Genomic DNA, 21,550 nt, shown 5'->3' with positions numbered 1-21,550 from the left:
TTAGGGCAGTATGCGTTTAAGCAGTTTAAAACTTTCAGGCTTTAAATCTTTTGCCGATAGTACCACTTTACATTTTAAGGCGAACCGCACTGCGGTAGTTGGGCCGAACGGTTGCGGAAAATCGAATGTGATTGATGCGATCCGTTGGGTTATGGGCGAATCGAATGCACGTCAGTTGCGTGGCGGTAGTATGCAGGATGTTATTTTTACAGGGACATCTAAGCGTAAACCTGTCGGTGTTGCCAGTGTAGAGCTTCGTTTCGATAATACATATGGAAAATTAGGCGGCGCATACAATGCATATAATGAGCTTGCTGTTCGTCGTCAGGTCACACGTGAAGGAAAATCAGAATATTTCTTGAATGGCACACGATGCCGCCGTCGTGATATTACCGATATTTTTCTAGGAACGGGTCTAGGGCCACGTTCTTATGCAGTCATTGAACAGGGTATGATCAATCGTTTGGTTGATGCTAAACCTGAAGAAATGCGAGTGTTTATTGAAGAAGCTGCTGGCGTATCTCGCTATCAAGCACGTCGTCGTGAGACTTTGCAGCATTTAGAACATACTGAGCAAAACTTAGCGCGTTTAGAAGATATAGCGGCTGAATTAAAATCACAGCTGAGAACGCTAAAACGCCAGTCCGAAGCCGCCATCCAATATAAAACCTTAGAAACTCAGATTCGTACTTTAAAAATCGAAATACTGTCTTTCCAAGCGAATCAAAGTCAGAAGTTACAACAAGAATATACTGTTGAAATGAACGAGCTTGGCGAACGCTTTAAATTAGTTCGGTCAGAGTCGCATACAATTGAGCATGATTTAGAAGCGACAAGTGCTTTATTTCAACGTTTGATTCAGCAATCGTCACCTTTGCAGCATGAATGGCAACAGGCAGAGAAGAAACTGGCTGAATTGAAAATGACTTTGGAGCAAAAGCAAAGCTTATTTCAACAAAATAGTAGTAGTCTGATTCAGCTTGAACAACAAAAACTTCAAACTAAAGAACGACTACAGCTTTCTGAACTTCAGGTCGAAACTTTAACTGCACAATATGATGAGCAGAGTGAAGCCTTAGTCGAATTGGAGCAGCAAACACAATCGACCGAACATCACTTTAGTGATCTTCAGGCGCAACAAAAACAAGCACAACAACAATTTGATCAAATTAAAACCCAAGTTGATCAGCAGCAACAAAAAAAGTTGCAAATGGCGGCACAAATTGAACAGCTTGCTAAAAATGTGCAACGAATCGAACAACAAAAGCAGACTTTGCAGAACCAAAGTAATCAGATTCGTGCTCAGGTTCAGGATGATGAGCAAGCACAACTAGAACAATTACAGCAGCAATTACAACAAGAAATCATTCTTTTAGAAACCGAAATTGAGCAATTTCAACAAAATGCAAAGATTTTGCAGGATCAACAACAGCAAGATAAAGCCAATTTACAGAGTTTAAAAACAGAAATTCAAGTTCTATTGGCTGAACAGAAAAATTTGAATCAATTGCTGGCGAAGCAGAGTCCAAAACAAAATCAAAATGCTGTTCGATTGATGCAAAGCTTGCGCTTAACAACTCAAGGCAAAGCTCATGCTGTGATCATTGAGAAATTTTTAGCTAAATGGTTACAAGCACAGTTGATCGAAAGTGGACAAACATTCCATGAAGATGTGGCACGTCAGTTAAAATCATCCACGCAGCAAAAGATTCAAATACAACAACTGCGTCGTTTAAATGATTTTATTGAAGCTCCACAATCTTCGCTCTGGGCACATGTTGCCGTTGCAGATGATTTAACAATAGCATTGAGTTATCAGTCTGATCTTATTCATGCACAATCAATTTTGACGCTTGATGGTTATCATGTCGGGGCTGATTGGGTGATCGCTCTGCACTATGATGAAGATAGCCAAAGTGCACAGGGCATGCTAAGCCATCAAGTGCGTTTAGAGGAAATCGAACAGCAACTTGCAGAAATGCAGCCACAATTACTTGAGATAGAAAACCAATTTTCTATTCAACAACAAACTTTGCAGCAACAGCAACAACATTTACAGCAACAGCAACAAAGCCAAAAACAAAAGCAAAAAGAATTACAACAACTTGATGTGCAAATTGCTAAATTACAAAGTACTGCACAGGCTTTTGTATTGCAGCAACAACAATTGGCAGATCAACTAAAACAATTGGATTTGCAGCTTGAAGAAGATGCGATGCAGAGAGATGATCTAGAAATTGATCTGCATGCACTCGCAATTAAATTAGAAGCGGTATTACCGAACTATAAAACTTTGCAGTTTCAGGTTGAAAGTTTAAATGAGCAGTTAGATGAGCAACAACAACAGTTGACTCAACAACAACAACAACGTGAAGTATTACGCCAGCAGACCTCGCAAGCCAATCAACATATTGAGTTGTTGGAAAAAGATATTTCTTTTTTAAAGACACAATATCGACAAATTATTGAGCAAATAGAACAGGCAAAGAAATTTGTTGATCCAATTCAACTCGAGTTACCTAATCTCGAGTCACAATTTCAAGAGCAGTTCCAGCAAACTGAAAAATTGCAAAAAAATTGGAATGAATGGCAGCTTGAATTGAATCAAGTACAAGAAAAGCAGCAACAACTGACAGAGCAACGTCATCAAGCTCAACAAAAAGATGAACAGGTGCGTGAACAGTTGGAACAAAAACGCTTGGCATGGCAGGCTGCTAAGTCAGATCGTGAACATTATTTAGAACAACTCAAAGAACTTAATTCCGAACCTGTATCTGATCTGTCGATTGAAATTAAAGAGCATCAGCAAAAACTGGAAAAAGCACAACAACAGTTTGAGAAAATTGGCGCAGTCAATTTAGCAGCTTCTCAAGAATACGAAGAAGTGTCACAGCGTTTTGATGAGCTTAGCCATCAGATGCAAGATTTGCAAAATACTGTTGACCAACTAAAAGATGCAATGAAAAGCATTGATCAAGAAACACGAAAGCTATTTATGACCACCTTTGATCAGGTCAACCAAGAGCTACAAGTATTGTTCCCTAAAGTTTTTAACGGTGGTGAAGCCACTTTGAGTCTTGAGGATGACTGGCAGTCAGGTGTCAAATTAATGGCTCGACCACCAGGCAAACGTAATAGCTCGTTAGCTTTGCTGTCAGGCGGAGAAAAAGCACTCACGGCTTTAGCTTTGGTGTTTGCGATCTTTAGATTGAATCCAGCGCCTTTCTGCGTTCTAGATGAAGTAGATGCGCCATTGGATGATGCGAATGTACAACGGTATTGTAATTTGGTAAAAGAGCTTTCTGAACAGGTACAATTCATTTACATTACACATAATAAATTGGCGATGACAATGGCAACTGATTTATTGGGAGTGACCATGCCAGAGCCAGGTACATCAAAATTAGTGACTGTCGATTTAGAACAGGCAAAAGAATACGGGTTAGTTGCGGAGTCCTAATATGGAAATGAATACAATAATAGGCATTGTTATTGCCGTTGTGATTATGCTCGTTGGTTTGATAATGATTTTAAGAAAACCAAAACCAGTTGAGCCTTCACTAGAAGCAGATTTGCACATTAATCCTGAAAGTAATCAGCCTGTGATTCCACGTCATGTGAGAGATCAGATTCTGAAGGTGGAAACTCCTGAGCTAGCTGTTGAACGTGTTGAGCCGAGTTTTAAAACTAATCCAATCGAAGCTGCTCCCGTTATTGCTTCTCAACCAGTCACTGTAGTTGAAAAAGCATCTGAACCTGAAAAAGTTCAAGAGATTGCTGAATCAGCTGAAGTTAAAACATCTGTAGCAAATGAAGCTGTACTTTCCACTCCAACTCAGACAGAAGGGAAGGCTTTGGAGGATCTGGTAAATCCTTCCGATAAACTTGATGAAGCGAAAGTTGAGCCTGAGCTCACGTTAAACCCAAGTATTGAGACTGTTGAGATTGCTGAGTTTGATGGTGAAAGTAATATTTTAGATGTCCATTTGCATGAGCAACAACGTTACGATGATGAAAGTGCGTTAGCAACTGCTGAAGAAATTATTGCCTTAAATGTCTATCCAAACCCGCGTCGAGCACTTTCTGGAGACAAAGCATTAAAAGTATTACTGAAATACGGTTTGCGTTTTGGTGAAATGTCATGTTTCCACCGCTATGAAAATACTGATGAACCAAGTGCTTTGATGTTTTCAGTATTGCGCATTACAGATAATGGTCCAGCAGGTTTTGACTTGGAGACGTTATCAGGTGAACAAGTACAGGGCTTGGCTTTCTTCCTTGCTTTACCAAACAGCAAAGCGGTTACTGGCTACGATATGATGACTAGTATTGCAGGATTAATTGCGCGTGAAATTGATGGTAAAGTTTATGATGAGAATAACCTCGAGTTTTCTCCGCAGTTGAAAGAGCATTGGCGTCATCATGTGATTGACTATCGACCAAGTCAAACAACTGTTTAAAATAAAATTTTTGTAATAAATGCAATGAAAGACATAGGGCGGTTTTCCGCCCTTTTATATGGTGAAATTTAAATGGAACAAAACTCAGTTATTGAGCAAATGCGTCAATTGATTCAATTGATCGCTAAACATAATCATGCTTACTACGTGATGGATCAACCTACGATCACCGACAGTGAATATGACCATTTATTTCATCAACTTAAAGCTTTAGAACAACAGTATCCAGAGTTTATGCAAGCTGATACACCCACGAATAAAGTCGGTGGACAAGCATTATCAAAATTTGAAAGTGTGACTCATGCAGTGCCGATGCTTTCATTAGGTAATGTTTTCAATCAGGATGATTTATTTGCCTTTGCACGTCGTATTGATGAGCGCCTACCGAATCAAAAGGTTCAATACGAGGTTGAACTTAAACTCGATGGTTTAGCGATTTCACTTTGGTATGAAAATGGTGTGTTGATTCGAGGCGTAACTCGTGGTGATGGAGAAACAGGTGAGGACATTACTCAAAATGTCAAAACCATCCGTAATTTACCTAAGATTTTATCTTCTCAGCACCAAGCTATTCCACAACTCTTAGAGGTGCGTGGAGAAGTATTGATGCCAAAATCAGGTTTTGAAAAGCTTAATGCAGATCAAGAGGCTAAAGGTGAAAAGACCTTTGCTAATCCACGAAATGCTGCTGCGGGGAGTTTAAGACAGCTTGATCCCAATATCGCAGCATCCCGTCCATTGGCTTTTTATGCTTATGGTATTGCTCAATGCGAGCCTCATCATGGCTTAACGACGATGCATGACAGTTTGCACTGGTTGACCAAATTTGGCTTTGAGATCGCAGAGCGTCAATATCTTTGTGAGTCTATTGAAGAAGTTCAACAACGCTATGAGCAAATTCAGCTTGAACGTCCGAATCTCAAAGTTGAAATTGATGGGATGGTGGTCAAAGTCGATGACCTTAAACAGCAGCAACAACTGGGCTTTTTAAGTCGAGAGCCACGTTGGGCGACAGCCTATAAATTCCCAGCGCAAGCGGCTTTGACCAAGGTTGAAAATATTGACTGGCAAGTAGGACGTACTGGCACGCTAACACCTGTTGCTCGTTTAGCTCCTGTTTTCGTTGGTGGTGTTACTGTCTCGAATGTAACTTTACATAATATTGGTGAAATTCATCGTTTAGATGTACGTGTTGGCGATACCGTCAGCGTGTATCGCACGGGTGATGTGATTCCAAAAGTTGAAAAGGTATGGGCTGAATTTAGACCTGCCGATGCTGAGCTTGTTTATTTACCAACGAATTGTCCAGTATGTGATTCTCCTGTCGTCATGCCAGAAGGTGAGGCCTTAGCTCGTTGTTCTGGTGGTTTATATTGTGCAGCACAGCGTATTGAGGCGATTCGTCACTTTGTTTCACGCAAGGCTATGGATATTGAGGGCTTAGGTGATCGTTGGGTAGAGTCATTATTACATCTAGATCTACTCAGAGATGTAGCCGATATCTATCACTTACATGAACATCGAGAAAAATTACTCAGCATTGAAAAAATGGGTGAAAAGTCAGTTCAAAACCTTATTGATGCAATTGATGCAAGTAAGAAAACCACATTGGCACGCTTCATTTATGCTTTAGGTATTCGTGGTGTAGGTGAAACTACGGCACGTATGCTCGCCAATACTTTCCAGACCTTCGATGCTTTGAAAGCTGCAAATATTGATGCTTTGAAGAAAACACCTGATGTAGGTGATATTACGGCAGAATGGATTGTGGATTTTTTCCAAGCCGAGCATAACTTAGAGGTCTTGGAGCGCTTACTTGCTGCAGGGATTCATTGGGATGCACCAACTGCACCAACTCGCCAACCTTTGAATGGTGAAAGTTGGGTGGTGACTGGCACATTGGAAAGTATGGGGCGTGATGAAGCAACCCAGCGGCTTCAAGCTTTAGGTGCGCGTGTGAGTGGTAGTGTTTCAAGTAAAACCAAATGTGTCGTTGCTGGTGAGAAAGCAGGGAGCAAACTTGATAAGGCACAAAAGTTAGACATTCGTGTAATGAACGAGCAAGAGTTTTTGGATTTCTTGGCGCAGTACGGAGGGGTTGAATGAGTATTAAAGCATTGAAAGCCCATCTTGTCACAAAACCTGAAAAACAATTGCTTCAAGAGATTGTTAAACTATATCAACAGTTTTCAGTGGTTAGAGATTTTTATGATTCACAGATAAGTACAGAGGGGGCAAATGACGTACTTTCTAAATATAAAAAAATAATTCGGGATGAATTTTTGCCCAAACATGGATTTGGTGATGCAAGGTTATCTGTTGCACGAAAAGCGGTTATGGACTTTAAAAAGCTTAATGGATTAAATATACATCTAGTTGATCTTGCAATCTATTATGTTGAAACTGGAGTAAAATTTACCAACATGTATGGCGATATTAATGAGCCATTTTATAATAGTATGGAGTCAATGTTTGCTCAGGCAATCAAATGGATGAAGCAGCTCAATGTGGAAAGTCAATTTCAACAAAGAGCAGCAAAGATTTGTCACGATACAGATGGCATTGGCTGGGGATTTGATGATGGACTATGTGAAATTTATAGTGATTATTTTGATGATTAGTTCTAAAAAAAATGGAAACAAGCCTATTGAACTGAATGTAGTTGAATAGGCTTTTATTATCATGCACGTTTTTTTACAATGCCATCATCAAGTAATTGTTGGAAATGTTCGCAAACACTTTCTCGAATGTCTCTATATTCGATACCCAATTCATTTACGCTACGTTGAGCATTAAAATAAATTGGATATCCCATATTGAGTTTTACGAATTGACGAGAGTGCCCAAATATTGGTGCGACCAATGAGAATGCTGCTTTAGGTACAGTAAAGTGTGGAAAAGGATATTTATAACCAAATTTTTGTGTAAGTGCTTTGCCCATCTCTAGCAAGCTTAATGTGCCACCACAAATGATATAACGACCATGTGCTTGTGGATTTAATGCCGCAGCGACATGGGCATCGGCAACATCTCGAACATCTACGATTCCATTCCACATTGGTGGGACACCAAATAAGGTTTTGCCATTACCAAACTGTTGTAATACTTCAATACTGCCTGATTGACTCGCATCAGTGAGTGATGGACCCATAACAAGTGCAGGATTGATACAAACAAGGCTCCAGCGATCCTGTTGTTCAGCCATTTCCCAAGCTTTACGTTCAGCAACCACTTTTGAATATGGATAAGGTTGGTGAGTTTCACTGCTGCTATTATTCCAGTGGCTCTCATCAAATTCATTATGAGCAGTATTTTGAATCTCAATTGCATCACCGTAGGTTGATGCAATACTTGAGGTCACAACAACTCGTTTTACTGAATCAGTGCGGTTTACACTGTCTAGTACATTCTCAGTCCCTTTCACAGCAGGTTCGATAATGTCTTTAACGGCATCTTTGTAATTGGTCACTACGAAAGGGGACGCAGTGTGAATGACAACCTCACAGCCTTTCATAGCTTCATAAAATGAATGTGCTTCAAGTAAGTCTGCTTTAAAAAAGTGAATTTCACCTGATGATTTTTCAGCGAGGTCATAGAGATGTTGGATTTTATCTTTTTTTGAGGGGTCTCGAACGGTTGCGTGAACTTTATAACCTTGATTGAGTAAGCGTTCTATAATCCAGCCTGCAATATAACCCGTCGCACCCGTGACTAGAATTGCTTTACTTTTATCCATTTTTTTTCCTAATCATTTTTGTGATTGAAGATATTTAGCGAATTTTGCTCAAACAAACAACAGCTGACCAGTCATTTTTAATGTTTTTTTGATCAATTCCACTTTCAAATAAGAAGTATTGTTAATCGTTACAAAAATCAAATAATACAAAATGATGTAACTTTACCGCTTCGAATGGGGTAATAAATCTGCAAGAGCTTATTTTATCTAAACAAATTATGCGAATTAGAACTGTAAATGCGTATGTTTCTCATTTTAATTTTATAAAAATCATAAACTTACACAATTAATTTTTTGCAAATGTCTTATAAGTTGCTCATAATACTTGTATTCGAAAGGAGTAAATATTATGCGTGGCAATCCAGAAGTCATCGACTATTTAAATATGCTCATTGGCGGTGAGTTGGCTGCTCGTGATCAATATTTAATTCATTCAAGAATGTATGAAGATTGGGGCTTGAGCAAAATTTATGAACGCATTGATCATGAAATGCAAGAAGAAGCCTCACATGCAGATGCCATTATTCGCCGTGTTCTGTTTTTAGGTGCACAACCAAACATGAACCGTGAAGACATTAATGTGGGTACTGATGTCGTAAGTTGTTTAAAAGCCGATTTAGAACTTGAATATCATGTACGTGAAAAACTGGCGACAGGAATTAAACTCTGTGAAGAAAAAGGCGATTTTATTAGCCGTGATATGTTGCGTCAGCAGCTTTCTGACACAGAAGAAGATCATACTTATTGGTTAGAAAAGCAACTACGTTTGATCGAATTGATTGGTTTACAGAATTATATTCAATCGCAAATCTAAGATTTGTGAATTAAAAAAACTCAGCATATGCTGAGTTTTTTGATTTGATATTCTATTTTTTCTGTAAGTTTTTTAAATCCTTCAACACTTGATCAGCATGTGTCTGTATATTCACACTCGTATAATGATACATGACGGCACCTTGTGGATTAATTAAAAAACTCTCTCGCTTGGCAATTTTGGTAATACCTAGATTTCGAACAATGCCAAATTTTCCAGCAAGGTCGCCTTTATCATCAGCCAAAATTGGGAAAGGAAGTCCGAGTTTTTTTGAGAATTTCTGATGTGACGCGACATCGTCCAAGCTCACACCGAGTACCACAGCATTAGATTTTAAAAACTGAGGATAGAGCGATTTAAATTGATTGGCTTCTTGGGTACAACCAGCTGTATCGTCTTTTGGATAGAAATAAAGCACAATCCATTTGCCTTTGTATTGGCTTAACGTATGCCATTTCCCACTTTGATCTTGCAGTTTGAAATCTGGTGCAGACTGTCCAACCCATTCTTTTTGAGCGGTATTTTGTTTAGAGAAAATAGAGGTTTGAGCAAAGCTTGAACTCGCTGATCCGAGCAACATAAGTGTGCTACAAACGATAAGAACTTTGGACTTTATCGTATTCATCATTTTGATCTCAAAGTGTGATAGATACTTAATTTAGCAAATTTAAAAATTTGATGCGTGAGTAAATTCTTTTCAGGGCTTTTGATTGTTTTATATCGTTGAATTTAAATAAGGTAAAAGGAAAATAGAATGGACGTAGGTGCAGTATTAATTAAATTAAAGCAAGACACGCTGGCAAATGTCGATGCTTGGAAAATAGAAATTGAACAACGAAAAGATGAAGCTATTCAGACCTTACAAGCCGAGGGTGTAACAATAGAATCTTGGTTTCATTTAGAATTGGATGGGAATGATTATTTAATCGCATATTTGCGAGTGAATGACATTGCTCATGCTCAGCAAGTTGCACGAAATAGTCCTTTTGAAATTGATAAGGTTCATAAACAGTTCAAACAAAATTGGGAGAGAGTGATTCCCGCAAATCTATTGGTAGATTTAGAAAATAATGATTATAAAGAGATATAATTTTTTTAAGTTTGAATGATTGGGTCATAAGTTGAAGTATAAAATTTTACTCATCACTGGATGGGGTGGTGGATCTGAATTATTAAAACCTTTATATGACGGATTGGAGCAAAGAGGACATATCGTTGAACGAATTAATATTTTTAATGCTCTCGATAATGAAGTTTTGCAGCAGCATGTCGAACTTGCAGTGAAATTCGATGTCATTGTGGGATGGTCGTTGGGGGGGCAACTGGCAACACTATTAGTCAACCAAATTCAACAGCAATATGATCAACAGAAGCTGTTAATCACTCTAGCATCGAATCCATGTTTTGTTGCTCAAGCTGATTGGACGACAGCAATGCCAGTCGAAACTTTTATGCAGTTTAAACAATCATTTGAACAGGATGCGATTACTACGCTAAAACGGTTTGGTTTATTGGTGTGCCAAGGTGCAAATTCAGCAAAAAAAGACTTTTTGGCTATGCAGAAATTGATTCGTCCACAAGCGATTGCATTGCTTAGGGATGGGTTGCAGTTGTTGGGGCAATTAAATTTGGTTGGTTTGTATGAAAATTATCAAGGCAGACAGTTGCATGTATTTGCTGAGCATGATGCTTTGGTTCCTTACCAAGTTGTTCAAAATATCCAGAATTTAGCTGCAAAAAATCTAACGGTTGTTTCTATTGATGATGCTTCTCATGGTTTTCTATGTTTTATGGTGGAGCAGACTGTGCAAGTAATTGAAGATTTTATTTACTCAACATTCAATCTTGCTTGAAATGAAAGTTCTCGCAATATATTTTAGATTTTGACAAGTTTAAGATGTTTGCAAATTCTTTTATAAGAGTTTTCCCACAAATTGATACTCGATAGCGTCATCCACAACCTGCGTGGTGATAGTAAAAGTGATGAATATGGATGAGTTGATACTCTTGGATGGGCACCAGAAGTGAACAGGTTTTGTGGATGACAAATGGTTTTGCCTACTTTTCCCGAAAGAAAAGTAGGTCCAGCCGAAGGCTAATACCAGAATAAATGAGCACAAGGCAGCTCTCCCCTAAAAGCAATATTTATCTAACCAATGAGGAAGTATGGATGACCGATTTATTTGATTTAGAACATATATGGCATCCATATACCTCGATGTTAAATCCACTGCCAACTTTTAAAGTGAAACGTGCCTATGGCGCAACCATTGAATTAGAAGATGGGCGAACTTTGGTTGATGGCATGTCGTCATGGTGGTGTGCGATTCACGGTTATAACCACCCTGAACTCAATAAAGCCATTACTGATCAATTGCAAAACATGGCGCATATCATGTTTGGTGGTTTGACGCATGAACCTGCAATTGAATTGGGTAAACTCTTATTAAAAATTACGCCGCCGAGTTTAGATAAAATTTTCTATGCAGATTCAGGTTCAGTTGCTGTAGAAGTGGCCTTAAAAATGGCCGTGCAATATTGGGCTGCGTTGAATCAACCTGAGAAAACCAATTTTATTACTACACGTTCTGGCTATCATGGTGATACTTGGAATGCGATGTCTGTGTGTGATCCTGTTACGGGAATGCATCAGATTTTTGGCTCAAGTTTACCGAATCGAATCTTTGTACCCGCGCCTCAAAGTCGCTTTGATGGTGTGTGGAATCCACAAGATATTCAAGAGCTCAAACACCAGATTGAACAGCATCATCACAGTATTGCTGCACTGATTATTGAGCCAATTGTGCAAGGTGCGGGAGGGATGCGTTTTTATCATCCTAAGTATTTGTGCCAAGCCAAAGAATTATGTCAGCAATACAATTTGTTGTTGATCTTTGATGAGATCGCAACAGGTTTTGGGCGTACAGGCAAAATGTTTGCTTGGGAGCATGCACAAGTTGAACCCGATATCATGTGTATCGGTAAAGGTTTGACTGGAGGCTATATGACATTATCTGCAACATTAACGACTAAACAAGTGGCTGAAACCATTAGTCGTGGCGAAGCGGGCGTGTTCATGCATGGTCCAACCTTTATGGCGAATCCTCTGGCTTGTGCTGTTGCTCTAAGAAGTACTCAATTATTAATTGAACAAGATTGGCAGAGCAATATTCAACGTATTGAAAAGATCCTTGTTCAGCAATTAAGTGATTTAGCAGAACTTGATCATGTTGCAGATGTACGTGTATTAGGTGCGATTGGAGTGGTTGAATTAAGCTCTAGTGTTGACATGAAAAGCTTACAGCAGCAGTTTGTTGAACGTGGTATTTGGGTGCGACCATTTGGAAAATTGGTCTACGTGATGCCGCCGTATGTGATCACCGATGATGAGCTAAATTACTTATTAGTGCAGATGAGTGAAGTGGTCAAAAATATGCAAGGAGCACAAGCTAATGTCCTTGCTTGATCATTATGCTGAGCAGCTTGACAACCTTAAACAGCAAGGTAATTTTCGCCAATTTACTACAAATCAACAGCAGGGACGATGGATTACCATTCAAGATCGAACCATGTTGAATTTGGCATCCAATGATTATTTAGGTTTAGCCGCTGATTTAAGTTTAAGAGAAGAATTTCTCGATACGCTTAAAATAGAACGGACGTTATTTAGTTCTTCTTCTTCGCGTTTGTTGACTGGTAATTTTGCAGAGTACGAACAATTTGAAAATAGCCTAAGCAAAGCTTTTGGTCGTGCTGCCTTGCTTTTCAATAGTGGCTATCACATGAATATCGGTATTTTGCCTGCATTAGCTGATAGTAAAACCGTGATTTTGGCGGATAAACTGGTTCATGCCAGTATGATTGATGGTATTCGTCTATCGAATGCTCAATATGTGCGTTATCGTCATAATGATTTGCAGCATTTGGAACAGTTATTGCAAAAATATCAACAAGATGAGCAAGTTGAACGTATTATTGTGGTGACTGAAAGTATTTTTAGCATGGATGGTGATGAAACGGATTTAGCTGCATTGGCTCAGTTAAAGCAACGTTTTGTCAAAACCATGTTGTATGTTGATGAAGCTCATGCCATCGGTGTGAGAGGTGGGCAAGGACTAGGATGTGCTGAGCAATATGGTGTATTGCATCAGATTGATTTCCTGGTTGGGACTTTTGGCAAAGCGATTGCTTCAATTGGCGGTTATATTATTTGTGATCCTATCATCCGTGATTATCTTATTAATAAAATGCGTCCTTTGATTTTCAGCACAGCGTTACCACCAATCTCAATGGCATGGTCTGACTTTATCTTTAATAAAGTTTTAAATATGCAGCAGCAGCGTCAGCACTTGGCTGAGATCAGTCAGTTTTTACAGCAAGCGGTAATTGCAAAAGGTTTTTCAAGTCCATCAAGTAGCCATATTATTCCAATCATTGTCGGCGAAAGTAATGCAGCGATTGAAAAAGCACGTTATGTTCAGCAACAAGGTTTTTATGCCATGCCTGTGCGACCGCCAACAGTACCGCAAAATAGTTCACGTTTACGTATCTCATTAACGTCTATGGTTCAAAAAGCAGAATTAGAAAAATTGGTGGAATGTTTGTGAGTGTCGATAAAGCTTTAGTCGCTCAACGTTTTGCCAAAGCAGGGCAAAGTTACGTTGAGCATGCTGTAGTGCAAAAGCAGATCAGTGCACAGTTATTTGAATATCTGAAAGCGTATTGTCCTAATACTTTTGATTCTGTACTTGAGATCGGTTGTGGGTCGGGTAATTTAACGCATTTATTTCAGACTCATTTTCAGTTTGATCAATTATTTTTAAATGATCTTTATGAGGATGTAGATCAGCATTTTTCAACGATTCAAAATATAGCTTGGTTGATCGGAGATATTGAGCAGCTTGAATTACCATCAGAATTGGATGCGGTGATTTCGAGTTCAGCTTTGCAATGGATGACTGATCTACCTGCGTTATTAAAACGAATTCATGATGCTTTAAAAACGGAAGGCTATTTGGGTTTCTCTACATTTGGTGAAAATAATTTAATTGAAATCAAAAAGCTGACTGGGCAAGGTTTAAATTATTGTTCTAGTGAAGTGTTGAAACAGAAACTTGAAGAAAATGGCTTTGAGATTGTGTTTATACAAGAAGAACAAAAACATCTATATTTTGATGATCCTAAATTAGTGCTGCATCATTTAAAAGCGACGGGGGTGACTGCAACAGCAAAGTCACATCGTTGGACCAAGCAATCTTTGCAGCAGTTTTATTCTGATTATCAACAGTTTCATGATGAGCAAGGTTTTCGCCTAACTTATCATCCGATTTACGTGATTGCGCGGAGAAAAGCATGAGTGCAGCAATTTATTTTGTCAGTGGTATTGATACAGAAATTGGGAAAACTTATGCCACAGGTTATCTCGCCAAACTTTGGACTGAACAAGGGCAGCGTGTTATCACCCAGAAGTTGGTGCAAACTGGCAATGTCGATGTGTCTGAAGACATCGAAAAACACCGTGAAATTATGGGGAGTGGCTGGTTTCAGGAAGATCATGAAAAATTGACCATGCCTGAGATTTTCACTTATCCAGCTTCACCACATTTAGCTACACGTTTAGATGGGCGTGAGTTAGATTTTGCCAAGATCGAAGCTTCAACTAAAGAGCTTGCTCAGCGTTTTGATGTGGTGCTATTAGAGGGTGCGGGCGGTTTAATGGTGCCTTTAACCACAGAGTTATTGACCATTGATTATATTGCTCAACATCAATTTCCTGTGATTTTGGTGACTTCTGGACGTTTGGGAAGCATTAACCACACATTGTTGAGTTTAGAAGCTTTAAAACATCGTGGTTTGAGTTTGCATGCTTTGGTATATAACTTAAAAGATGAATCGAAAGATCCACTTATTTCTAAAGATACAGCGGATTATTTAAAGGCTTATTTGGCAAAGCATTTTCCTGATGCTCAATGGATTGATTTGGAAAAGTTTAACTAACTTTAGGTATTTATTGTCTAGTAAATATCTACGATCGTGTAGGGCGGCAAGGACGTACCGTCAGTCTAACAAAGGATTTTTGTTACTTTTCATCTTTGAAAAGTAACAAGATTTGCTATGAGTGGGTGGGTTTGGGAAGACTAAGTCACGATAACTAATGAATTTTATAAGCGATTTAATTCATAAACTTAAGGTGAGTTACAATGAATAAGAAGAATTTTGTTTTTATAACACTATGCTTGTCAGGTTTGATCTCGACGACTCATGCAGAAGTACCAACAGATAAAACCATCATTAGTTGGATCACTAATTTACAAGATTCAAATGCGAATCCTCAGCAAGCCATTCAGATTGATCATACGGAAAAAGTAAAATTAATTTCAGGCGAAGAAGCTTATTTATCTGGTGTTAGTTTTGAAAATGCTGGGCGTAACTTTTGGGCAGGTTATGTATTGACTAGACCAAAGCTCAAACAAGCAAAAATTTTAAAAGAGTTTGGTGGTCAATCGAATACATTTAAAGTTCATCCAACGATGTATAAAGGTAAATCGATCGAACTGGTTGAAATCGAAAGTGCTGGTTCGGGACAAGGAACTGTTGAAGCTACTAAAAGTTTAGTTTATTTGAGCCAATGGAATGCCAAGTTGATTACTGAAGTGCAAGAGTCTTCTAATGCTGGTCGCTATGACGAAAAACTTGATGCAGAAGATTGTCGTACAGGATCAGATAACACGGGTTATTTAAACGTGATGCCGTATTCGCCTTATGTTGTGAAAACTACGGTGACAGGAAATGCCTGCAATAACAAACCGAAAGGATATAAAGTAAATAGTTTGGTTCTCCCAATCGTCATAAGTGAAATTAAATAAAAAAAGCTAACAAGCGGACTTGTTAGCACAGGAGGAACTTAGAATTGTGAAGCTTAATAGTTAGTGTTTATTTTTCTAGTTATTACTCACGATTCCTATTTTAGTGACTTTGCTTTGCTGAGCTAATGCCATCACCATAGCAATATTTTTATATTCAGCTTGAGGATCAGGTTTAAACTTGATCTGATCCTGATCAGCTTTTTGTGCAACAGATTCAAACAAAATCTTCAATGCTTGGCGATCAGCAACAGCTTGATCGTTCCAGAAAATACGACCTTGTGCATCGACTCTTAAGTTGATGGTTTCAGGTGGTTTCTGATCGGTTGGTGGCGGTGGTGCACCATTAGGCAAATTGATATTAATGGCATTGTTTGGGATTGGAATTGTGATGATGAACATAATCAATAACACCAGCATGACATCAATTAAAGGTGTCATGTTGACATCGAGCATCACATCATCTTCGCCACTTTTTGGTCCGACATTCATACCCATGACTAACTCCTTATCGTCTGACTAAGGTGAACTAGGTGGAGTAGTGACAAATGCGATTTTGCCAATACCCGCTTGTTGGGTGGTGCTAATTACCTGATCAATTGCAGCGTAGTGTGTCAATTGATCACCACGAATATGAACTTCAGGTTGCGGGCGCTTTTGTGCCTCAACTTGTAAACGAGCAAGTAAAGTTTCTTTATTTGCAACGTATTGTTCATTCCAAAAAATATCGCCAGTTTTGTTGACTGAAAGTTGAATATTTTGAGGGGTTGTGGCGTAAGGTGTGTTCTTTTCTTCAGGTAACTTTACAGGAACTGTATGTGTGACCACTGGAACAGTGATTAAAAAGATAATCAAAAGCACCAGCATGATGTCCACAAGCGGAGTGGTGTTGATGGTGCCGATCACATCATCATCACTTTGATCTGAATTTATCATCATGCCCATAATCGTATTCCTTATTTAGAATCACGATTGACAGGATTGTTGCGTAATTCGCCACTGAGTAAAACTGCATGTAAGTCAGAGCCAAATGAACGGACATTGTCCATGACAGCTTTATTGCGACGAGTCAGCCAGTTATAACCAAGTACTGCAGGTACAGCGACAGCTAAGCCAATTGCGGTCATGATTAATGCTTCACCCACAGGCCCAGCAACTTTATCAATAGATGCTTGTCCTGAAATGCCGATCGCAGTCAATGCGTGATAAATTCCCCAAACTGTTCCAAATAAGCCAACGAAAGGTGCAGTTGAACCCACTGTTGCAAGGAATGCCAAGCCGTTACCTAAATGGCTTTGTACTTTATCAATAGCACGTTGAATCGAAATCGTTACCCATGTGTTGAAATCAATGCGTTCTAATAAGGTGCCATCATGATGTTTGGTTGAGTGAATACCTTTTTCAGCGATGTAGCGATACGTGCTGCTAGGGTTTAAGCTTTCTTTTGCGCTATTTAATGTATCTGCTTCCCAAAAGTTACGTTCAGCTTCAGTACCATGGCGTTTGATTTTGCTTTGTTGAAATAGTTTTGAAAGGATGATGTACCACGTACCAATTGACATTAAAACAAGGATGAATAAGGTTGTTTTTGCAACGAGATCACCCTCACGCCATAAAGCTTCTAAGCCATAAGGGTTATGCACTTTTTCTTCAGTCGCAGGAAGAGGTGGTGGTGTTGGTGATGATTGTGTTGTTGCATCAGTCGCGACCGTAGTTACAGCTGTGGGTTGCGTGGTTTCTTCAGCCCAAACAGAACTAATTGGAAGCAAGGTGCTGGTTGAGATAAGACCAATCGCAGCAAATCGAGAGATTTTTTTTACAGTTTTATTCATTTTAAATTCTCCAAAAATTGTTTAATTCACTTCTATATTCATTAAGAAATCTTGAATGTGTATTCGATTTCATACCAATCTTGTTGAGGTACACCATCTTTCATCGCTGGTGTGAAGCTACATAAGCTATAAGCTTTGGTCGCGGCTTTATCTAACTCACGTACACCACTCGATTTTTTGACTTTTGCATCGATTACTTTGCCCGAGCTATCCACAAGTAAGCGCATACGCACAGTACCTTCTTCACCAGCCATTTCCTGTTCACGTGGATAACCAGGCTCTTTACAACCAGCTTCACCTTCTGAAACGCCTCGTGAAATTCCAGCTGGTTTTGCAGGTGCTGGGGGAGCAGCAACTGCAACTGGAGCAGCAACAGGGCTAGGACTTGGAGAAGCCGCTGTGACAGGTGCAGGTGTTGCCACTGAGGTTTTGGTTGGTTGTATAGGTGTTGGTTTTGCAATAGGCGTTACTTTCTCCACCTGCTTAGGCGGATCAGGCATTTTTGCCACTTTCTCAACCATTTTGGGTAGTTCAGGTGTTTTTTCCTCCAGTTTGGGTGGAGGTGGTGGTGGCGGTTCAATATCTTGAATAATCTGAAGTTCTACAGGCTTCTCGACTGGTTTAGTAAAATCAGTGGTTAAACTTGTTACTAAAATATAGGCGATCACAAGATGTAAAAATAAAACTAGACCAAGTCCGACAAGACGTTTGGCAGATTGATTTTCACTTTCAGCAAAGGGTATGCCCATAATTGCTCCTGAAAATGTAATCGCTGAGTTATATAAAAGTATTTAGGCTAGATTGAAAATCTTGATAGCAATTTTTATCTTATATAGACATCAGGATTACGTTGAACCACTACAAGACAAAAAGGAACATCTTGCAGTGGTTAGAGTTTTAGAATTTATAAGTGCCTCTGAGGAAATATGCACGTCCCGTTACGTCGCTATAGCGAGGGTCATAACCATATTGGAAGTTATCGAGCACATTCGAAGCAGAAGGTTCAGCATCAAATAGATTTTTGATACCAGCAGTTAATTCTAGATTTTTAAAGCCTTTATAGGTTCCTGAAACGTTGTACAGGGTATAGTCACTTACGCGGTGATTATCATATTTCTCATCACCAATTTGGTTTTGATCTTTATAGCCACGGTAGAACTCTTGCTCGAAGACCATTTTCCAGTTTTCGTAGCTCCAGTTAAGATTGGCAACATGTTTCCAACGTAAGATTGCTGGATCATCGTATTTACCAACATAACCTTCCCATGCACCACCTTTCTCTTCTTGACGGTCGTATTTGATAACATATGTGCCATCAATGCCGAAGCCAAAACGACCAGTAGAAGTCATCGGTGAAAGATAATTTAGCGCTAAATCAATACCTTCAGTTTTAACTCCACCCATATTTGTTAGTGCGCTGTTGATATATTCCAATCGACCATCAGCCCCTCGAATGAAGCGATCTGCATATTTTTCAGGATCACCGAAAATCATTGCTTCACCGATGCTGTTAATTAGCCCATCAATTTTGATGTTGTAATAATCAGCAGAGAACACTAAATTTTTGATCGGTTCTACTACAAAACCTGCTGTAATTGAGGTTGATTCTTCAGGTTGTAAGTCTTTTGTACCACCTTGTGTACGATAGAATTGGGTATTACATTCAGTTTGGTATTCTGGTGATATAGCTTTACCATTTGGACATAGCACAGGGTCATCGTAGCGAGCACCCGTATAAGTTTTACTTTGAGGGGCATTGATGTCATATAAGCTTGGCGCTCGGAAACCAGTACTGTATGAGGTACGGAACATTAATTGTTTAATCGGTTCCCAGCGGAAAGCGATTTTAGGATTAAATGTATCACCAAAATCACTATAGTCATCATATCGAGCAGCGAGTTGTGCTTCTAAGGTTTTGGTAATTGGAACATGTAACTCTGCAAAAGCTGCGGTGATATCTCTCTTACCTTTACTTTCAGGTTTACTAGGATCAATACCGCTACCAGGAACTTGGCTTACAATTTCTGAGTTCACATTGGCTTTCCAGTCCTGTTTACTAAAACTACCTCCCAAAGCAAAGCCTACGTCACCAGCAGGCAACGTGTAGATTGGACGACTAATAGTAAAGTCAAATGTGGTGGCTGTGAGCGTACCAGTGTTAGTATCGCCTTTTACTTCAAAGGACTTCCAAAGCTCTTGATTTTCACTAGGACCAAAAGGATTAATGGTTCCATTGTTTAAAGCATCTTGGAGTTTACTTTTGTTTAAATACCCTCCAGCAAAACCGTCTGTCGCTTCACTACGTGCATAAGATAAACCTGTATTGATATCCCAACCGTAAGCTTCACCCTCTAAAGAGATTAATGCCCGATGTGATTCATTCACTGGATTAGACATGCGATTACCAGCTTGTGATCTCAAATAAAGTTCAAGGGGATTACCACTTAATCCAGCAACTTCAGGAGTTATACCATTACCAGGATAGTATGGGCTTGTAGAAGGAAGAGTAACTGAGCGGCTGTAAACATCAGGTGCGATTGATGTAGTCACTTCATTTCGTGAGTAAACATATTCAGCGATAGCATTGAAATTATCATTTAATTTGAACGTACCTCGTCCTAAAGCAGATATTGTTTCTGTTTTGGGTACAATTCCTATCAATGCTTGTGTGTTGAGATAGCAGAGCCCACCATCAGCGATAGTATTTGGTGCATTATTACAGTTTAGATTGCCATAAGGATTACCAAGAGCTCCTGTAGCAGGATCACGAAAATTTGCTGGGAAACCATTTGCAGAAGTTCCATCAATACCAAGCTCTGGTATTAAACCACCGCGTCGGCTAATTTTACGGTCTTTCGCCATAATGTCATTTGAACGACGATAGTCAATAACCCCCATAAGATTAAAGCCTTGTTCATCAAGATCACCATACCCCCCAAAAATTGAAATGTCTTGTTTATCACCACCACTTTGTTCTGGTTGAATAAAGCCAGCACTAATATTTAAACCTTCAAAAGACTTCTTGGTGATAAAGTTGATTACCCCAGCAATTGCATCCGCACCATAAATTGCCGAAGCACCATCACGTAAAATCTCAATACGATCAACCATTGCCATTGGAATAATATTTAGGTTTGTGGTTGAGGTGCTAAATGGACTGTATGCTAAACGTCGACCATTTAATAAGATTAATGTTTTATCAGTACCTAATGCTCGAAGATTCGCAGAAGAACCCTCAGTATTACTTGCACCTACATTTTGAGCTGTAGAAAACCCTGCTTGATTGGCACTAACCTTGGTTAAAGCTTCTTCGACTGTTGTAACACCTTGCTTTACAAGGTCATCTGCTCTAATCACCGTGATCGGAGATGCACTCTGTGCAGCAACGCCTTTAATCGATGATCCTGTAACGGCAACTTTGACGACTTTGGCGGGTTTATCCTCCGTGGTCGACTCATTTTCAGCTGCATGGGTCATTGTTAAACACAACATACTGAGACTCAGGGTACTGAGTTTGAGTACGGTTTTGCTCGCTTTTGGCATAGCATTTGATTGAACGAAATTAGTTTTTTTCATTAAATTTATAACCCCTAGTGGATTGTCACTCTTAAAGACTGAACAAGAGCGTTTTAGCAAGACATGTGCCAAATACATTTTTTGGATCAGGTTTAATCTAGAGTAAATTGTGTAAAAGCGTTTTAGTTTTATTGAATAAGCTTTTCATATTTTTACTATTTATTAAAAAATTATGAATTTATAAAAATATTTTTTATTGGCATTTTTTTACAGTTTTCTAGGTTTTATACATGGTATTAAAATGAAACATGCTAATTTATATTTGCATT

Annotated in this window: 19 protein-coding genes; 12 read left to right on the top strand and 7 right to left on the bottom strand. The window is 39.1% G+C overall.

What is annotated here, in order from left to right; all coding sequences use genetic code 11:
* The first annotated feature begins 10 nt into the window (after positions 1 to 10).
* The 4 genes from smc to F948_RS03950 all read left to right on the top strand — a co-directional run bounded on the left by smc (position 11) and on the right by F948_RS03950 (position 7,081).
* On the top strand, positions 11 to 3,460 hold the full coding sequence (gene smc / locus F948_RS03965) for a chromosome segregation protein SMC (RefSeq protein ID WP_004960195.1): 3,450 nt from the start codon (positions 11 to 13) through the stop codon (positions 3,458 to 3,460).
* Between the two features lies 1 nt (position 3,461).
* Positions 3,462 to 4,460 carry a cell division protein ZipA C-terminal FtsZ-binding domain-containing protein gene (locus F948_RS03960; protein ID WP_004960193.1) on the top strand — a complete coding sequence of 333 codons (999 nt, stop codon included), beginning with the start codon at positions 3,462 to 3,464 and terminating at the stop codon, positions 4,458 to 4,460.
* Positions 4,461 to 4,532: 72 nt separating this feature from the next.
* Positions 4,533 to 6,566 (top strand): NAD-dependent DNA ligase LigA, encoded by a 2,034-nt coding sequence (ligA, locus tag F948_RS03955; RefSeq protein ID WP_004960191.1) that lies wholly within the window; start codon positions 4,533 to 4,535, stop codon positions 6,564 to 6,566.
* Positions 6,563 to 7,081: a DUF6155 family protein gene (locus tag F948_RS03950; protein WP_004914121.1), complete on the top strand. Its 519-nt coding sequence runs from the start codon at positions 6,563 to 6,565 to the stop codon at positions 7,079 to 7,081. The genes ligA and F948_RS03950 overlap by 4 nt, the downstream gene beginning before the upstream one ends.
* Before the next feature lie 59 nt (positions 7,082 to 7,140).
* Here F948_RS03950 and F948_RS03945 read toward each other — a convergent pair whose 3' ends face one another.
* Complete coding sequence (locus F948_RS03945; RefSeq protein WP_004960189.1) at positions 7,141 to 8,196, bottom strand: SDR family oxidoreductase; 1,056 nt, start codon at positions 8,194 to 8,196, stop codon at positions 7,141 to 7,143.
* Between the two features lie 349 nt (positions 8,197 to 8,545).
* On the opposite strand from F948_RS03945, the gene ftn reads away from it, so the two are divergent.
* Positions 8,546 to 9,010: a heteropolymeric bacterioferritin subunit Ftn gene (ftn, locus tag F948_RS03940; protein WP_004914117.1), complete on the top strand. Its 465-nt coding sequence runs from the start codon at positions 8,546 to 8,548 to the stop codon at positions 9,008 to 9,010.
* Between the two features lie 52 nt (positions 9,011 to 9,062).
* Here the strand turns inward: ftn and F948_RS03935 are convergent, their stop codons facing one another.
* Positions 9,063 to 9,638, bottom strand: a complete 576-nt coding sequence (locus F948_RS03935) for a peroxiredoxin (protein ID WP_004960185.1) — start codon at positions 9,636 to 9,638, stop codon at positions 9,063 to 9,065.
* A 126-nt stretch (positions 9,639 to 9,764) separates the two neighbouring features.
* Here F948_RS03935 and F948_RS03930 point away from each other — a divergent pair, with 126 nt between their 5' ends.
* The 7 genes from F948_RS03930 (at position 9,765) to F948_RS03900 (ending at position 15,876) form a co-directional block, all read left to right on the top strand.
* Positions 9,765 to 10,100, top strand: coding sequence for a DUF6176 family protein (locus tag F948_RS03930; protein WP_004960183.1), 336 nt, complete (start codon positions 9,765 to 9,767; stop codon positions 10,098 to 10,100).
* Positions 10,101 to 10,119: 19 nt separating this feature from the next.
* Positions 10,120 to 10,863 carry an alpha/beta hydrolase family protein gene (locus tag F948_RS03925; protein WP_004960180.1) on the top strand — a complete coding sequence of 248 codons (744 nt, stop codon included), beginning with the start codon at positions 10,120 to 10,122 and terminating at the stop codon, positions 10,861 to 10,863.
* A 317-nt stretch (positions 10,864 to 11,180) separates the two neighbouring features.
* Positions 11,181 to 12,476, top strand: a complete 1,296-nt coding sequence (bioA, locus tag F948_RS03920; protein ID WP_004960178.1) for an adenosylmethionine--8-amino-7-oxononanoate transaminase — start codon at positions 11,181 to 11,183, stop codon at positions 12,474 to 12,476.
* Positions 12,463 to 13,617 (top strand): 8-amino-7-oxononanoate synthase, encoded by a 1,155-nt coding sequence (locus F948_RS03915; protein ID WP_004960175.1) that lies wholly within the window; start codon positions 12,463 to 12,465, stop codon positions 13,615 to 13,617. The genes bioA and F948_RS03915 overlap by 14 nt, the downstream gene beginning before the upstream one ends.
* Positions 13,608 to 14,366, top strand: coding sequence for a malonyl-ACP O-methyltransferase BioC (gene bioC, locus F948_RS03910; protein ID WP_004960173.1), 759 nt, complete (start codon positions 13,608 to 13,610; stop codon positions 14,364 to 14,366). The genes F948_RS03915 and bioC overlap by 10 nt, the downstream gene beginning before the upstream one ends.
* Complete coding sequence (gene bioD / locus F948_RS03905) at positions 14,363 to 15,007, top strand: dethiobiotin synthase (protein ID WP_004960171.1); 645 nt, start codon at positions 14,363 to 14,365, stop codon at positions 15,005 to 15,007. The genes bioC and bioD overlap by 4 nt, the downstream gene beginning before the upstream one ends.
* Before the next feature lie 203 nt (positions 15,008 to 15,210).
* Positions 15,211 to 15,876 (top strand): hypothetical protein, encoded by a 666-nt coding sequence (locus tag F948_RS03900; protein WP_004960169.1) that lies wholly within the window; start codon positions 15,211 to 15,213, stop codon positions 15,874 to 15,876.
* 75 nt (positions 15,877 to 15,951) lie between these two features.
* Here F948_RS03900 and F948_RS03895 read toward each other — a convergent pair whose 3' ends face one another.
* From F948_RS03895 to F948_RS03875, 5 genes are all read right to left on the bottom strand, one after another.
* Entirely contained in the window at positions 15,952 to 16,371 is a 420-nt protein-coding gene (locus F948_RS03895) for an ExbD/TolR family protein (protein WP_004960168.1), read from the bottom strand.
* Positions 16,372 to 16,392: 21 nt separating this feature from the next.
* Positions 16,393 to 16,818: an ExbD/TolR family protein gene (locus F948_RS03890; protein WP_004914066.1), complete on the bottom strand. Its 426-nt coding sequence runs from the start codon at positions 16,816 to 16,818 to the stop codon at positions 16,393 to 16,395.
* A gap of 11 nt (positions 16,819 to 16,829) precedes the next feature.
* Entirely contained in the window at positions 16,830 to 17,705 is an 876-nt protein-coding gene (locus F948_RS03885) for a MotA/TolQ/ExbB proton channel family protein (RefSeq protein WP_004960164.1), read from the bottom strand.
* Between the two features lie 41 nt (positions 17,706 to 17,746).
* On the bottom strand, positions 17,747 to 18,454 hold the full coding sequence (locus tag F948_RS03880) for an energy transducer TonB (RefSeq protein WP_004960162.1): 708 nt from the start codon (positions 18,452 to 18,454) through the stop codon (positions 17,747 to 17,749).
* Positions 18,455 to 18,602: 148 nt separating this feature from the next.
* A complete protein-coding gene (locus F948_RS03875) occupies positions 18,603 to 21,281 on the bottom strand; it encodes a TonB-dependent receptor (RefSeq protein ID WP_017397493.1) in 2,679 nt (892 codons plus the stop codon).
* Between the last annotated feature and the right edge of the window lie 269 nt (positions 21,282 to 21,550).

The sequence above is a fragment of the Acinetobacter junii CIP 64.5 genome (assembly GCF_000368765.1).
Lineage (GTDB): Bacteria > Pseudomonadota > Gammaproteobacteria > Pseudomonadales > Moraxellaceae > Acinetobacter > Acinetobacter junii.
Note: the sequence above shows the minus strand (reverse complement) of the source record. Positions and strands in the feature narration are given on the sequence as shown.

What these genes read in the sequence shown, in the direction of transcription:
- smc (WP_004960195.1), top strand. Translation starts at nt 11, where the DNA reads ATGCGTTTAAGCAGTTTAAAACTTTCAGGCTTTAAATCTTTTGCCGAT.
- F948_RS03960 (WP_004960193.1), top strand. Translation starts at nt 3,462, where the DNA reads ATGGAAATGAATACAATAATAGGCATTGTTATTGCCGTTGTGATTATG.
- ligA (WP_004960191.1), top strand. Translation starts at nt 4,533, where the DNA reads ATGGAACAAAACTCAGTTATTGAGCAAATGCGTCAATTGATTCAATTG.
- F948_RS03950 (WP_004914121.1), top strand. Translation starts at nt 6,563, where the DNA reads ATGAGTATTAAAGCATTGAAAGCCCATCTTGTCACAAAACCTGAAAAA.
- F948_RS03945 (WP_004960189.1), bottom strand. Translation starts at nt 8,196, where the DNA reads ATGGATAAAAGTAAAGCAATTCTAGTCACGGGTGCGACGGGTTATATT.
- ftn (WP_004914117.1), top strand. Translation starts at nt 8,546, where the DNA reads ATGCGTGGCAATCCAGAAGTCATCGACTATTTAAATATGCTCATTGGC.
- F948_RS03935 (WP_004960185.1), bottom strand. Translation starts at nt 9,638, where the DNA reads ATGATGAATACGATAAAGTCCAAAGTTCTTATCGTTTGTAGCACACTT.
- F948_RS03930 (WP_004960183.1), top strand. Translation starts at nt 9,765, where the DNA reads ATGGACGTAGGTGCAGTATTAATTAAATTAAAGCAAGACACGCTGGCA.
- bioA (WP_004960178.1), top strand. Translation starts at nt 11,181, where the DNA reads ATGACCGATTTATTTGATTTAGAACATATATGGCATCCATATACCTCG.
- F948_RS03915 (WP_004960175.1), top strand. Translation starts at nt 12,463, where the DNA reads ATGTCCTTGCTTGATCATTATGCTGAGCAGCTTGACAACCTTAAACAG.
- bioC (WP_004960173.1), top strand. Translation starts at nt 13,608, where the DNA reads ATGTTTGTGAGTGTCGATAAAGCTTTAGTCGCTCAACGTTTTGCCAAA.
- bioD (WP_004960171.1), top strand. Translation starts at nt 14,363, where the DNA reads ATGAGTGCAGCAATTTATTTTGTCAGTGGTATTGATACAGAAATTGGG.
- F948_RS03900 (WP_004960169.1), top strand. Translation starts at nt 15,211, where the DNA reads ATGAATAAGAAGAATTTTGTTTTTATAACACTATGCTTGTCAGGTTTG.
- F948_RS03895 (WP_004960168.1), bottom strand. Translation starts at nt 16,371, where the DNA reads ATGGGTATGAATGTCGGACCAAAAAGTGGCGAAGATGATGTGATGCTC.
- F948_RS03890 (WP_004914066.1), bottom strand. Translation starts at nt 16,818, where the DNA reads ATGGGCATGATGATAAATTCAGATCAAAGTGATGATGATGTGATCGGC.
- F948_RS03885 (WP_004960164.1), bottom strand. Translation starts at nt 17,705, where the DNA reads ATGAATAAAACTGTAAAAAAAATCTCTCGATTTGCTGCGATTGGTCTT.
- F948_RS03880 (WP_004960162.1), bottom strand. Translation starts at nt 18,454, where the DNA reads ATGGGCATACCCTTTGCTGAAAGTGAAAATCAATCTGCCAAACGTCTT.
- F948_RS03875 (WP_017397493.1), bottom strand. Translation starts at nt 21,281, where the DNA reads ATGAAAAAAACTAATTTCGTTCAATCAAATGCTATGCCAAAAGCGAGC.